This window comes from Marinobacter sp. 1-4A, from assembly GCF_016597725.1.
GTDB lineage: Bacteria > Pseudomonadota > Gammaproteobacteria > Pseudomonadales > Oleiphilaceae > Marinobacter.
The window spans coordinates 166,360-180,887 of the sequence record NZ_VCGY01000005.1 but is presented as its reverse complement, the minus strand read 5'-3'; the positions used below and the strand labels follow the sequence as shown (position 1 = coordinate 180,887).

Genomic DNA, 14,528 nt, shown 5'->3' with positions numbered 1-14,528 from the left:
TACACCAAATACATTCACGACTAAAAAAAGAGAATGGCAGGAAAGCCTGATAGCCGTGGGGCGGGGTGTCTTTTCTGGCAGGAAAAAGATGTTTGAGCGAAGCGAGTTGTTTTTCCAGAAGAAAAGACACCCCGCCCCGCGGCAAACACCCACCTAACCAGTCCTGCCAATAAGGTCCCGATTAAACCCGCTTGTTGAGCACCAGTTCCTGCACCAGCGTTGCAGCAACACCTGTCACTTCGTCCGTGCTATCCGCTGTTATGGAAACGTTGGCTATGTCAGTGCCCAGATCAACGGCAATTGCTACAAGCCCGTAAGCGGTCAGCAATTGCGCAGTGCGGCGGCGGTCGTCGGCATCACCGGCATTATCTTCGCTCAAAATCACCGACGTTTTGCCTTGATCAAACAGCGCCCGTTCAACCGCCAAGGCAAGGGCATGAGCCTGTTTGCCCGAGCAGCCAATAATCATCGGCTTCTGTGCCAATCTGCGCTCACGTTCCTCAGGGCTTACGGGCTCCAGAGTTCCTGCTGTATCTGCCAAGCTATCAATCATGCCCGCACCAACAGTCACGTTTGTAAGCCTGTCGATCACAATAAAGCTGCCAGTGGCATGGTTACGCTGGTAGGCGTCAAAGGCGATGGGCTGGCTCAGGGTCAGATCACACAGGCCAATTTCATTCACCTGCAACAGGGCAGGATTGGCATGCTGCTCCAGCGTGTTTACGTCAGTCTGATAGTGAATCTTGCGAACCGTGCCCGATGTGAATGTGGGTCCCAGCTTGATGTCGTAAAGGCGGCCGGTATGCAAAGGCGCATCTGCCATCCACACGATGTTGGCCTTAAAACGGTTGCCCACTTCCGGCTCGTCTTCCGGTTTAACCAGCATGTCGCCACGACTGATATCAATCTCATCTTCCAGCGTCAGTGTAACGGCTTGGTCAATATAAGCTTCGTCTAGATTGCCATCAAACGTTACAACTTCCTTGATGGTACTGGTACGCCGTGAGGGCAGGGCCATTACCTTGTCGCCAGGGCGGATGACGCCAGAGGCGATGGTGCCGCAGAAGCCGCGAAAGTTCAGGTTGGGGCGGGTGACGTATTGCACGGGGAACCGGAAGTGTTCCAGGTTCTTGTCGCGGTTTACTTCCACCGTTTCCAGAATGTCCATTAGTGGCTGGCCGTTAAACCAAGGGGTGTTCTCACTGCGGTTGACTACGTTGTCGCCTTCCAGTGCCGAGATGGGTACAAAGCGGATGTCTTTCAGACCGAGTTTGGCGGCAAACGAGAGGTATTCTTCTCTGATCTCATTGAAGCGATCTTCGCTGAAATCCACCAGATCCATCTTGTTCACCGCCACAACGATGTGCCGGATGCCCAGCAGTGAGGCAATGTAGGAGTGGCGGCGGGTTTGCGTTAATACACCGCGGCGGGCGTCAATCATCAGAATCGCAACCTGAGCCGTAGATGCGCCGGTAGCCATGTTGCGGGTGTACTGCTCATGTCCCGGCGTATCGGCAATGATGAACTTGCGCTTGTCGGTGGAGAAGTAGCGGTAGGCAACATCAATAGTAATGCCTTGCTCGCGCTCGGCCTGCAAGCCATCAACCAGCAGAGCAAGATCCAGCTTTTCACCAGTGGTGCCCATCTTGGCGCTGTCGGTTTTCAGGCTGGCCATGTGATCTTCGTAGATCATTTTGGTGTCGTGCAGCAGGCGACCGATAAGGGTGCTTTTGCCGTCGTCGACGCTGCCGCAGGTGAGCAGGCGCAGCAGTTCCTTGTTTTCGTGTTGTTTCAGGTAGGCCTGAATGTCGTCGGCAATAAGATCAGATTGATGTGACATATCAGAAGTACCCTTCGCGTTTTTTCTGTTCCATGGAGCCAGCCGAATCGTGATCAATCACGCGGCCCTGACGTTCTGAGCTGGTGGCCAGCAGCATTTCCTGAATGATTTCCGGCAATGTATCTGCCTCGGATTCAATGGCGCCGGTCAGCGGGTAGCAGCCCAAAGTGCGGAAGCGGATGGATTTCATCATCGGCTTTTCACCCTCTTTCAGGGGCATACGGTCGTCGTCCACCATGATCAGCGACCCATCGCGCTCAACCACCGGGCGAACTGCCGAGTAGTACAAGGGAACAATCTCGATGTTTTCCAGATAGATGTATTGCCAAATATCCAATTCTGTCCAGTTAGACAGTGGGAATACGCGAATGCTTTCGCCCTTGTTCACTTTGCCGTTATACGTGTTCCAGAGTTCAGGGCGCTGATTTTTGGGGTCCCAGCGGTGGTATTCGTCGCGGAAGGAATATACGCGCTCTTTGGCCCGGGACTTTTCTTCGTCCCTGCGGGCACCACCGAAAGCGGCATCAAAGCCGTACTTGTCCAGCGCCTGTTTAAGGGCTTGGGTTTTCATCACGTCTGTATGCTTTGCGCTGCCATGGGTAAAGGGGCCAATGCCTTGATCCACACCATCCTGATTCGTGTGAACAATCAGGTCCAGCCCATATTCCTTTACCTTACGTTCCCGGAAATCGATCATGTCCCGAAACTTCCAGGTGGTGTCTACGTGCATCAAGGGGAAAGGCATTTTTCCGGGGTAAAAAGCTTTGCGGGCAAGGTGCAGCATAACCGCTGAATCTTTGCCAATGGAGTAGAGCATCACCGGGTTATCAAACTCGGCAGCCACTTCCCGGATGATGTGGATGCTTTCCGCTTCCAGTTGTTTTAGATGCGTAAGGTTGTATGTGGTCATGATAATCCGTTGCCGCAGCGGGCCTTGAGGGCGTGCAAATTAGTTTATTGATTGTATCAGAGCCGATATGGCTATAAGAAGCGTTGCAGTTAGAGTTTTAAGTTATAGAAATATAGCGCTCCCGTTAGCGCGGCAACTAACGGGGTTGGATGATCTGGTTTCGCGGGGTTAGGCTGGTTTGCGCATGTCGGATAGAAGTTTGCGTACATACCGGTCTACGTAATCAAAGCCATTGCCTTCAAAATCTTCAAACTGAATACCGAGCTGAAACTCGTCCCGTGCCATGCGCCTGAGGTGAACAATGTGCCCAGTGGCGAAAATAGATACAGGTTGAGTCGCAACGACTGGCACAGAAAAATGGGCTTTTACATCAATCCAGTTTCCCGGAGTAGGGGCTTGCAGGCGAGGTATAAGTTGGTCTGCCGTTTTTTGGTTGCAGCAAACCATAACGCCGGTACGCGACAGGTTGGATATCTTGCAGGTGAGTTGGCACCCATCCGGTTTTTCGATAACGATGTCACTCACAATATCCACACGTTGCTGGTTGCGCAGGTTTGGCTTAACTGTGGCTGCTTTCATGTGGACTCTTGTTGGCTAAGTTAGTTGGCAACGTTTGGGCGTTCTTAGATTTAAATACTGTTTCAGAACAAGGTGTAACCGATCAAAAGTGTAGTTGTTTGTTTTCTGATCAGCAACTTTCGTGTCGCAGCTTGTGGCAGGTTTTTATAGCTTTCCTGAACATTGGTTCATAATTTTGACTCAGATCACGCATCGTTCGCTTCAAAAGCCGTTCCGCTTTTGCTGCAGAAGAGGGTGTTACTGGTGTAAAATTGCGGGTTCTATTCATTAGCACGTTCCCGCCGGTCATTCGCGTGTTTCCGCCGGGCGTCAGGAATCCTGAAACGTTTTATGACAGAAAAAACCGAAAACACAGTATCCGGTAACGGCAAAGTTGGCTTTATCAGCCTAGGTTGCCCCAAAGCTTTGGTAGATTCCGAACGCATACTCACTCAGTTGCGACTGGATGGTTACGATGTGGTGCCCACATATAACGATGCGGACATTGTTGTCGTGAACACCTGCGGATTTATCGATGCGGCAAAGCAGGAATCTCTGGATGCTATTGGTGAGGCAATCAGCGAGAACGGCAAGGTGATTGTTACCGGTTGTATGGGTGTGGAGGCGGACAAAATCCGCGAAACCCATCCGGGTGTGTTGGCGGTTTCAGGCCCCCATGCCTATGAAGAAGTGGTGGGTGCCGTGCATCAGTTTGTTCCGCAAACCCGCGAGCATGATCCATTCACCGATCTGGTTCCGCCTCAAGGTATCAAGCTGACGCCAAGGCACTATGCTTACCTCAAAATTTCCGAAGGCTGCAACCATCGCTGCACCTTCTGCATCATTCCATCCATGCGCGGTGATCTGGTTAGCCGACCAATTGGCGATGTGATGGACGAGGCCCAGCGGCTGGTTGACGCAGGTGTGAAAGAGTTGCTGGTAATCTCACAAGACACCTCGGCCTACGGTGTGGACACCAAGTATCGCACCGGGTTCTGGCAGGGCCGCCCGCTGAAAACCAAAATGCAGTCGTTGTGCGAAGCCTTGGGCGAGATGGGGGTTTGGGTTCGCCTGCATTATGTGTACCCCTATCCGCACGTAGACGACATTATTCCGCTGATGGCCGAAGGCAAAATCCTGCCGTATCTGGATATTCCATTTCAGCATGCTAGCCCGAAAGTATTGAAGGCGATGAAGCGCCCGGCCCACGACAGTAAAACTCTGGACCGCATCCGTAAATGGCGTGAAATATGCCCCGAACTGACGATTCGCTCCACCTTTATTGTGGGCTTTCCGGGCGAGACGGAAGAAGATTTCCAGTATCTGTTGGATTGGCTTGATGAAGCACAGCTGGACCGCGTGGGTGCGTTTACTTACAGCGCGGTAGAGGGTGCCAAGGCCAATGAGATTGAAGGTGCTGTGCCTGAACACGTCAAAGAAGAGCGCTTGGCGCGCTTCATGACAAAACAGGCCGAAATCTCAGCTGCCCGTTTACAGGCGAAAATTGGCACGACCATTGACGTGTTGATTGATGAGGTAGACGAAGAAGGTGCCATCGGTCGCTCGAAAGCCGATGCGCCAGAAATTGATGGTATGGTTTACCTCAACGATGCCACAGACCTGCAGCCCGGCCAGATTGTTCGCGCGGTGGTTGAACACGCAGACGAACACGATCTTTGGGCTGTTCTGGCTTGATCTGTTGTTGAAACTAGTAGACCGCCCCTAAAATGGAGGCGGTCTACTAGTGTTTAGCGTTGCTTTAGCTGATCATACAATCTCGATCAGCACTTCGCCAGGCGTTACCCGGTCACCCTTCGTTACGTATATGGCGTCTACTTTTCCGTCGATATTGGCGTGTACCTCAGTTTCCATCTTCATGGCTTCGGTAATCAGTACGGCCTGACCAGCACTGACGGTGTCTCCCTCGTTAACCAGAACCTCAACCACGTTACCCGGCATGGCCGTGCTTACGTGGCCAGGCGTAGACGCTTTTTTGCGGCCACTTCCGCCCTCGGCCACATAATCGTTAAGGGGTTCGAATACCACTTCTTCCGGCATGCCATCAAGTGAGAGATAAAGCTTTCGCCTTCCCGCACCTGAATCGCCAGAGCCGGTAACCGCCACTTCGTAACTTTCGCCGTGAACTTCAATGCGGAATTCCGTGGCTACGCCAGTGTTCAGGCGTTCCCGAGACGTGTCTTCCGGTGGCAACAGTGGCTCTGGTACAAGGGTGCCGTCTTTACGTTGTTGCAGGAATTCCCGGCCCAGATCGGGGAACATGGCATAGGTGAGGACATCTTCTGCGCTTAGGGCCAGCTCACCTATGTCTTCGCGCAGTTTGTTCATCTCTGGGTTGAGCTGGTCGGCGGGACGGCCCTCATCAACCGGTTCGTTGCCAATCGCTTTGTTGCGCACATCGGAATTGACCGGAGCAGGTGGCTGACCATAGCCCCCTTGTAGATAGCGTTTCACTTCGTTAGTGATGGTTTTGTAGCGTTGGCCAGCCAGCACGTTGTATACCGCTTGAGTGCCAACAATCTGTGAGGTTGGTGTAACCAGTGGTGGGAAGCCCAAATCTTCCCGCACCCGAGGAATTTCTTCAAAAACTTCGCGGATTCGGTCCAATGCATTCTGCTCTTTTAGCTGGTTCGCCAGATTGGACATCATGCCGCCAGGCACCTGATTGATCTGTACCGACACGTCCTCGCGGGTGAACTCGCTTTCGAACTGGCGGTACTTCTTGCGCACTTCGCGGAAGTAATCGGCAATTTCGCTCAACAGCGTCAAGTCTAGCCCTGTGTCGTATTCGGTGCCCTTGAGTGCGGCCACCTGAGATTCTGTTGCGGGGTGGCTGGTTCCGGAAGAGAACGAAGAAATCGCGGTGTCGATTCGGTCGACGCCTGCCTCTATGGCCTTCAGCTGGCAAAGTGGGGCCAAACCAGAGGTTGAGTGGCTGTGGATAACCAGAGGCAGATCTACTTCCGTCTTGATGGCTTTAACCAGATCGTAAGTTGCGTAAGGCGTTAGCAGCCCTGCCATATCCTTTATGGCAATAGAATCGGCGCCCATAGCCTGCATTTCTTTCGCTTGCTGCACGAACAATTCAGGAGTGTGCACCGGGCTGGTGGTGTAGCAAATAGTACCCTGCGCATGCTTGCCGGCTTTCTTGACCGCTTTCATGGCGGTTTCAATGTTGCGCAGATCGTTCAGCGCATCAAACACCCGAAAGACATCTATACCGTTATCGGCCGCTTTTTGCACGAAGGCTTCAACAACATCGTCAGCGTAGTGGCGATAGCCAAGCAGGTTTTGGCCCCGTAGCAACATTTGCAGGCGTGTATTAGGCAGGGCTTCGCGCAGTTTGCGCAAACGCTCCCAAGGGTCTTCCTTCAGAAAGCGAACGCAGGCATCGAAGGTGGCTCCGCCCCAAACTTCCAGCGACCAGTAACCCGCTTGGTCCAGTTTGTTGCATATAGGTAGCATATCTTCGGTGCGCATGCGGGTAGCGATAAGCGACTGGTGCGCATCGCGCAGAACAAGGTCGGTGACTTCAATTTTCTTTGTATGGGTCATAATGTGTTACTCCTGCGGATTACCAGCCTGCGTGCGCAGCAATGGTGGCGGCGAGGGCAAGCGCAATTTCACTGGGGTGGCGCTTGGTGGAATAGTTCAGCAATTCTGGGTGATCGGGCACAAAGCTGGTGTTGAAATCCCCTTTGCGGAAATCCGGGTGATCCAGAATTTGCTGGTAGTAGTTGGCGGTCGTTTTGATTCCGTGCAGCCGCATATCATCCAGCGCCCGCTTGCCCCGGGCGATCACCTCATCCCAAGTCAGTGCCCAGACTACAAGCTTTAGGCACATGGAATCGTAATAGGGCGGGATTTCGTATCCGGTATAAATGGCCGTATCAACTCGAACGCCGGGGCCGCCGGGGGCGTAATAATGGGTAATGCGCCCAAAACTGGGCAGGAAGTCGTTTTTCGGATCTTCCGCATTAATGCGAAACTGCAACGCGTAGCCCCGATACTGAATGTCTTCCTGCCGATAGCTTAAGGGCAGGCCTGCGGCAATACGCAGTTGCTCGCGTACAATGTCTACGCCCGTGATGGCTTCGGTAATGGTGTGTTCCACCTGTACCCGGGTGTTCATTTCCATGAAATACACTTCGTTGCCTGACAACAAAAATTCCACTGTGCCGGCGTTCTCATAGCCAACTGCCTTGGCCGCCCGCACCGCCAAATCACCGATGTATTGGCGCTGTTCTGGTGTCAGTTGCGGGCTGGGGGCAATCTCGATCAGCTTTTGATTGCGACGCTGGATGGAGCAGTCGCGCTCAAACAGGTGGATTGCATTGCCCTGGTTGTCTGCCAGAATCTGCACCTCAATGTGGCGCGGGTTCACAATGCACTTTTCCATAAACACTTCGGCGGACCCAAAAGCCTTCGTGGCCTCGGAAATCACCCGAGGGTACTGAACCCTTAGCTCTTGCGGCGTGTCGCAACGGCGAATGCCACGCCCGCCCCCGCCGGAAGTCGCTTTCAGCATCACCGGATAGCCGATATCGTTCGCTAGCTCCAATGCGTCTTCAAGGCTATCTAGATTGCCTTCCGAGCCCGGAGTAATAGGAATGCCAGCCGCACGCATACTGTCTCTGGCTTGAGTTTTGTCACCCATGCCGTGAATAACACTGGATTTCGGTCCGATAAACGCCACACCCTTCTGTTCGCACAAGCGGGCAAAATTAGCGTTCTCCGACAAAAAGCCGTAGCCGGGGTGAATGGCATCGCAGCCGGTTTCTACCGCCAGATTTACGATGCGGGCGGGGTCGAGATACCCCGCAAGCGGATCCTCACCCAGAGAGTAGGACTCGTCGGCTCGTTTCACGTGCAAACCGTAGCGATCCGGTTCGGTGTAAATGGCCACCGAACGAATCCCCATCTCTGCACAGGCCCGCACGATGCGGACAGCAATCTCGCCGCGATTAGCGATTAACACTTTCTTCAGCATGGGAAATTCCTCATTGCTTCGTCCCGAATGAAGGTGGAAAAAGCATAACGAGCAGTGCTGATCAGTAAAAATTGATATTATTTCGTTTGTGTATAACTGATTGCTTATGGGTGAAATCGTGGAGGAGAGTCCGTGCCGCTCAGTATTCAGAAGTTGGCGAATAGACTGACGTTTCGTCAGTTGCAGGTATTCAAGGCCGTCTATGATCTAAAAAGCTACAGCAAGGCCGGGGAATTGTTGGGCTTAACCCAACCCGCCGTCAGTAGCCAAGTACGCCATCTGGAACAGGCACTGGACATGCCGATGTTCGAATACATAGGGCGAAAGCTCTATTGCACAGCGGCAGGAGAAGAAATGGCCGCATGTGTGCGAGCGGTGTTTGGCGAGCTTGCTAACATGCAAAACCGCTTAGCGGCGCTAGAAGGGCGAGTAGCCGGGGATTTGCGATTGGTTGCAGTGAGCACAGCGCAATACGTAGTGCCCTATCTGCTAGGCCCGTTTCTTCAACTCAACCCACAAGTCAACATATCCGTAGCTGTTGTCAATCGAGCGACAGCGTTGGAACGGTTAAACGAAAATAACGATGACCTCGTGATCATGGGCATGGTGCCGCAGGGCCGCCCACTTACTTCTCTCCCGTTTCTGGACAACGAACTGGTACCTGTGGCTGTGGCTGGCCACCCCTTGCTTAAGCAAAACACTGTCACCGCAGAGGAATTTTTGAATAGCAAGCTCCTGACTAGAGAGCCAGGATCTGGCAGCCGGTTGGCACTGGAAGTCTACTGCCAGCAACACCATTTGAAAATCAATCCAATTATGGAATTGGGCTCCAACGATGCGGTTAAACATGCGGTGTTAGCGGGCTTGGGTATAGCCGTGTTGCCCAAGTTAAGCATTCTTTCTGAGCTAGCCTTGGGCTCCTTGGTTGCTCTTGATATATCAGGCTTCCCGCTGAGGCGGAGCTGGTGTGTGGTCTATCCGCAGGGGCGTTACCCAACGCCTGTGATGAAGGCTTTTGTCGACTACGTTCAGGAGAATATTGCCCAGTTCGAGCAGTTGTTCGGGAGGTTGGCTGGCAAATAGTATTAGCTGAGTTCCGGATGCCAATATGATGGTTTTCAGGAGTTATATTGGTGTTAGACAGGGTGGGTTTGTGGCCCCTTCCCAAAAATCTCGTAGGCCAAGGACGGCCGGAGAGAAGCGCACAAGGATGTGCTCGTAGCGGTTTTTGGGAAGGGGCCACAAACCCGCTCCACCTCAAAACTAACAAGCTTGGGTCGGAGTCAGAAACCCCGACCCAAGCCAATCAACCACCAAGCTTCCGAACAAGAATCTCATTAAACAACTTGGGATTCCCTTGGCCTTTAGAAGCCTTCATTAAAGGCCCCATAAACCCACCCAACATCTTCTTCTGCTTCTTAGGGTCAGCTTCCTCCTGATACTGAGCAACCTGATCCGGCATCCCAGCCAGAACCTCATCCACCATCTGCTCCAAAGCACCGGTATCAGAAACCTGCTTCAAGCCTTGAGCTTCAATAATGGCATCCGCATTATCCGCATCCCCATTCCAAAGCGCTTCAAATACCTTCTTGGCTCCCGAGGACGACACAGTGTTATCGGCAATACGCGCCACCAACTGGCCCAGCTGCGAGCCAGTGATAGGCGCCTGAACCACGGTTTTGTCCTCGGCATTCAGACGTGCAGAAAACTCACCCAACACCCAGTTAGCGGCCAACTTGGCATCTTTACCCTGACCTACAGCCTCTTCAAAAAAGGCTGCAATCCGGGCGTCGTCACTGAGCAAGCGAGCATCATAATCGTTGAGGCCATACTGCTCCTTGAATCGAGCCTTGCGCTCATCGGGCAGTTCCGGCAGTAAGTCGCGAGCGCTTTCAATAAACGCATCGTCGATTACAACGGGCAATAAGTCCGGGCAGGGGAAGTAACGGTAATCGTTGGCTTCCTCTTTGCTGCGCATAGATCGGGATTCGTCGCGATCGCCGTTATAAAGACGGGTCTCCTGAATAATACGACCGCCATCTTCCAGAATATCCATTTGCCGCTCTACTTCATGGGCAATGGCCTGCTCCATAAAACGGAACGAGTTCAGGTTCTTGGTTTCTGTGCGAGTGCCCAGCTCATCCGAGCCTTTCGGTTTGAGAGAGATGTTCACATCGAAACGCAAGGAGCCCTGACTCATATCACCGTCACAGATGCCGATTGATGACACCAAGCTGTGCAGCTTCTTGGCAAAGGCAACGGCTTCTTCCGCACTATTCATATCCGGCTCGGTAACAATCTCAATCAGCGGCGTGCCTGCGCGGTTCAGATCGATGCCCGTCATGCCATCAAAATCTTCGTGCAACGACTTGCCCGCATCTTCTTCCAAATGGGCATGGTGAATGCGCACGCGCTTGCTGCTGCCATCTTCCAGATCAATATCCACAAAGCCGGGTCCGACAATCGGGTGGTCCAATTGTGTGGTTTGATAGCCCTTGGGCAAATCCGGGTAAAAGTAGTTTTTACGATCGAACACCGAACGCCGACCGATCTCGGCGTTCACCGCCAAGCCGAACATGACTGCATAGCGGAAAGCCTGCTCATTCGGAACAGGCAGGGTGCCCGGCATCGCCAGATCAACGGCACTCGCTTGAGTGTTGGGCTCGGCACCAAAGGCGGTACTGGAGCCGGAAAAAATCTTGGTTTTGGTGGCAAGCTGAACATGAATTTCCAGCCCGATCACAATATCCCATTGCATAACTGTTCTCCTGATACGGGCTTACTGGGGAAGCTTCTGGTGCCAGTCGGTAACCTGCTGATACTGGTGCGCAGCGTTCAGCAGACGGGCTTCTTCGAAATAGTTCCCGATAATCTGCAGCCCCACTGGTAGGCCGTCTACAAAGCCTGCTGGCACAGACATAGCAGGCACACCCGCAAGATTCACCGCGATGGTGAAAACATCTTCCAGATACATGGTCACCGGGTCGCTGGTTTTCTCACCTTGCACAAATGCGGGGGAGGGCGTTACCGGGCTCATCAGCACATCCACTTCGTTAAAGGCGTTAACGAAATCCTGCTGAATCAGGCGGCGAACCTTTTGGGCTTTGAGATAGTAGGCGTCAAAATAGCCTGCTGAAAGCGCGTAGGTACCAACCAGAATACGGCGCTTCACCTCGCCTCCGAAGCCTTCTGCCCGAGTGCGGGTATAAAGGTCGTTGAGATCTTTTGGGTTGTCACAGCGGTAGCCATAACGCACGCCGTCAAAGCGCGACAGGTTGGCGGAGGCTTCGGCAGGTGCAATCACGTAATAAGCGGCAATGGCCAGCTTCGCATGGGGCAGTGATACTTCTTTTACCGTAGCGCCGAGCTTCTCGTATTCCTTCACTGCATTGCGAACCTGCTGCTCCATCGCAGGGCTGAGCTGGTCGGAGAAATACTCTTTTGGAAGACCAATGCGAAGACCTTTTAAAGGCTCATTCAGAGTGGCGGTATAGTCCGGCACCGCACGATCAACGCAGGTGGAATCCTTTGGGTCAAATCCGGCCATTACATTCAGCATCAGCGCATTGTCTTCAGCGGTGCGCGCCATAGTGCCGCCCTGATCCAGACTGGAGGCAAAGGCAATCATGCCGTAACGGGATACCCGGCCATAAGTGGGTTTAAGACCAGTGACTCCGCACAAAGCAGCAGGCTGACGGATGGAACCGCCGGTATCCGTAGCCGTGGCTGCAGGCACCAAACGAGCAGCTATGGCTGCTGCAGAACCGCCGGAAGAACCGCCGGGCACGCGCTTTTCGCCATTGCCCAAGCCCCAAGGATTGGTCACTGCGCCGAAAAAGCTGGACTCGTTGGACGAGCCCATGGCGAATTCGTCCATATTGGTTTTGCCAAGACATACTGCGCCAGCAGCGCGAAAGTTGGCGGTTACGGTGGCGTCATAGGGCGGCACAAAGTTGGCCAGCATCTTGGAGCCGCAGGTGGTGGCTACACCATTGGTGCAAAAAATGTCTTTATGGGCAAAGGGTACGCCGGTCCAAACGCTGGCTTTACCCGCAGCACGCTGCTCGTCTGCCGTTTTGGCATCTGCCAGAGCCTGATCTTCGGTAACGGTAATAAAGCTATTGTATTGGCGGTCTTCGGCCTTAATGCGATCGAGGAACTCACGGGTCAGTTCCACGCTTGAAATCTTGCCGCTTTCCAGCTCGCGGGAAAGCTCTGCTACGGATTTGTTATGCATGTTCAATCCTGATAGTGGGCTGATTATGGCTACGACAGATCACTCGATAACGCGTGGCACGAGATAAAGGCCGCTTTCGGTGGCCGGGGCAATAGCCTGAAAGGCTTCCCTTTGATTCGTCTCGGTCACTTCATCGGCCCGCAAACGCTGTACAGCATCAAGCGGATGAGCAAGGGGCTCTACGTTATTGGTATCGGCGGCGCTGAGCTGGTCAACCAGACTGAGGATGTTGCCTAGGTCGTTCTCCAGTGCTGGTATCTGCTCTTCGTCGAGGCGAATACGGGCCAGCACGGCGACTTTTTCAATGTCTTCGCGGGAAATGGTCACGTTGACTCCAAAGTATAAAACAGCGTTTTTAAGAAGGTCGTTATGGTAACAGATTCGTGGCTGGGCGGGAGGGGGGCGAAAACCTACTCAATTGGCCGGGTATCATCCAACAAATCTTCGGCTGCTGTGTCGCTTCGCTCTTCCCGCACTTGCCGGGAAATGTGGGTATCTGGACGCACATCCAGCAACTCTTCAGTTGGTAATTCGGAAGGTGGCGGGGTTTTCGACGGTTCTTGAGTCTGCATTGGCTGTTCGGGAACATCGATGGGCGCCAATGTGGCGGGCGTTTGATCAAAACGTAGCCGGTAGATGGGTTCAGGTAAGGTAAAGCCTTGCGTTTCAAGTGCATTTTTGGCGGCGCGAATCGAAAGGCTGCGGGCTTTACCGTAATCGGATTCGCGTTGATCAATCCACGCCATGAATTTAATCAGAATGTTGGAGTCCCCCACGGATTCGATGATGCCGTTGGGCTCCGGCTCGTCCAACACCCAGTCCAGTTGCTGCAGTGCCACCAAGCCGACTTGTATCGCAAGGGCCGGATCATCCTCCGCGTCGACGCCTAATACGAAGTCAAAACGGCGCTGAGGGTTGCGGGAGTAATTTAGGATGACCGCTTTGAACACGGTGGCGTTTGGGATGCGTAGATGGTTGCCTTCTAACGTCATTAAAACCGTTGAACGGGATGTTAGCCGAACCACAACGCCCTCGTAGTCGTTGATAAGAACATGCTCTTGGGCCCTGAATGGCTGGCGAATGCTCAGCATGATGCTGGAAATGTAGTTTTCCATGGAGTCTTTAACGGCAAAGCTGATGGCTAACCCCAGTACGCCTGCACCCCCGAGTAGAGTGCCCATCAGCGCTGTGGCGCCAAGAATGTTAAGGGCGAGCAGCAAGCCCAGAAGAATCGTTACCAGCCTGACTGCGTGGCCCGCGAGCTCGGCGAGAAAGGGGTTTTTGGTTATTCGTGACCAGAGCGGAGTGTGCCCAGCCAGCCGGTGTCCGGCAAAGGCTACAATAATGAAAATGGCTAGAGCCACCAGTAATAGAGGTAAGGCTCTTATCCATTCCCGCAGGGAATTCTGTAGTGAATCCCAAAGCGGGTTGAGATTGTCTTGTAAATCCAGCGTGCGAACGATTCTATCGTCAACGGCGATGGCGCCTTCAACCCGTTCAGACAGCTTCAGTGCTCTTTGGGCTTGAGCTTCGTTGGCAATTTGGCCTGACAAGGCCACAACACCGCTGTTGACGTCAACCTGTAAGGATTCGAATTGAGGGATCTGTTCGAAAATACTGGTAATGCGTTGAGCAATCAGTTTGTCGCTCTCGGCACCGGGCTCCAGAGTGATGGTGCCGGTTGGCTCACCATTACCCTGCTGAGCCAGTGCCAATGAAGAGGCCCCTGTCGCAAGAAAAAGTGCCAACGCCAGCAATAGATGCAACGGAGTAGTAGATGCGAAAGTGCGTACTGCCACGCTAATCTTTGATGGTGTCAAAGGCAGCCTCGATTCTGGCGGATTTAGTAAAAGGTGTATGGCTTTTTAGGCCGACTTTAGTGTGTAGCAAAGTTCAACTCAATGTCTGCGTCAACCAGCAAATTGAGCGCTTGCGGAATCTGGTGCTGCAAGTGCATGAACAATTGTTCATGCTG

Annotated in this window: 11 protein-coding genes; 2 read left to right on the top strand and 9 right to left on the bottom strand. The window is 53.2% G+C overall.

The features are described from left to right. Positions 1-181 precede the first annotated feature (181 nt). The 3 genes from cysN to FE845_RS12475 form a co-directional block, all read right to left on the bottom strand. Positions 182-1,840, bottom strand: coding sequence for a sulfate adenylyltransferase subunit CysN (cysN, locus tag FE845_RS12485; RefSeq protein ID WP_200365098.1), 1,659 nt, complete (start codon positions 1,838-1,840; stop codon positions 182-184). A gap of 1 nt (position 1,841) precedes the next feature. After that, complete coding sequence (cysD, locus tag FE845_RS12480) at positions 1,842-2,750, bottom strand: sulfate adenylyltransferase subunit CysD (protein WP_200365096.1); 909 nt, start codon at positions 2,748-2,750, stop codon at positions 1,842-1,844. Positions 2,751-2,918: 168 nt separating this feature from the next. Then, positions 2,919-3,329, bottom strand: a complete 411-nt coding sequence (locus FE845_RS12475) for a PilZ domain-containing protein (protein WP_200365094.1) — start codon at positions 3,327-3,329, stop codon at positions 2,919-2,921. A 330-nt stretch (positions 3,330-3,659) separates the two neighbouring features. Between FE845_RS12475 and rimO the strand changes: the two genes are divergently transcribed. Beyond that, positions 3,660-5,003, top strand: a complete 1,344-nt coding sequence (gene rimO / locus FE845_RS12470; protein ID WP_200365092.1) for a 30S ribosomal protein S12 methylthiotransferase RimO — start codon at positions 3,660-3,662, stop codon at positions 5,001-5,003. Positions 5,004-5,075: 72 nt separating this feature from the next. Here rimO and oadA read toward each other — a convergent pair whose 3' ends face one another. Together oadA and FE845_RS12460 are read right to left on the bottom strand one after the other, a co-directional pair. Next, the gene (gene oadA / locus FE845_RS12465; RefSeq protein WP_200365090.1) at positions 5,076-6,881 is read right to left on the bottom strand and encodes a sodium-extruding oxaloacetate decarboxylase subunit alpha; all 1,806 of its coding nucleotides are present in this window, start codon (positions 6,879-6,881) and stop codon (positions 5,076-5,078) included. A gap of 19 nt (positions 6,882-6,900) precedes the next feature. Further along, on the bottom strand, positions 6,901-8,316 hold the full coding sequence (locus tag FE845_RS12460; RefSeq protein ID WP_200365087.1) for an acetyl-CoA carboxylase biotin carboxylase subunit: 1,416 nt from the start codon (positions 8,314-8,316) through the stop codon (positions 6,901-6,903). 132 nt (positions 8,317-8,448) lie between these two features. On the opposite strand from FE845_RS12460, the gene FE845_RS12455 reads away from it, so the two are divergent. After that, positions 8,449-9,399, top strand: coding sequence for a LysR family transcriptional regulator (locus FE845_RS12455; protein WP_200365085.1), 951 nt, complete (start codon positions 8,449-8,451; stop codon positions 9,397-9,399). A 223-nt stretch (positions 9,400-9,622) separates the two neighbouring features. Here FE845_RS12455 and gatB read toward each other — a convergent pair whose 3' ends face one another. The 4 genes from gatB to FE845_RS12435 form a co-directional block, all read right to left on the bottom strand. Beyond that, positions 9,623-11,089: an Asp-tRNA(Asn)/Glu-tRNA(Gln) amidotransferase subunit GatB gene (gatB, locus tag FE845_RS12450; protein WP_320159694.1), complete on the bottom strand. Its 1,467-nt coding sequence runs from the start codon at positions 11,087-11,089 to the stop codon at positions 9,623-9,625. A 6-nt stretch (positions 11,090-11,095) separates the two neighbouring features. Further along, positions 11,096-12,553, bottom strand: a complete 1,458-nt coding sequence (gene gatA / locus FE845_RS12445; protein ID WP_200365081.1) for an Asp-tRNA(Asn)/Glu-tRNA(Gln) amidotransferase subunit GatA — start codon at positions 12,551-12,553, stop codon at positions 11,096-11,098. A 39-nt stretch (positions 12,554-12,592) separates the two neighbouring features. Then, a complete protein-coding gene (gene gatC, locus FE845_RS12440; protein WP_200365079.1) occupies positions 12,593-12,880 on the bottom strand; it encodes an Asp-tRNA(Asn)/Glu-tRNA(Gln) amidotransferase subunit GatC in 288 nt (95 codons plus the stop codon). A gap of 83 nt (positions 12,881-12,963) precedes the next feature. Continuing rightward, the gene (locus FE845_RS12435) at positions 12,964-14,352 is read right to left on the bottom strand and encodes a mechanosensitive ion channel family protein (protein ID WP_200365077.1); all 1,389 of its coding nucleotides are present in this window, start codon (positions 14,350-14,352) and stop codon (positions 12,964-12,966) included. Positions 14,353-14,528 lie beyond the last annotated feature (176 nt).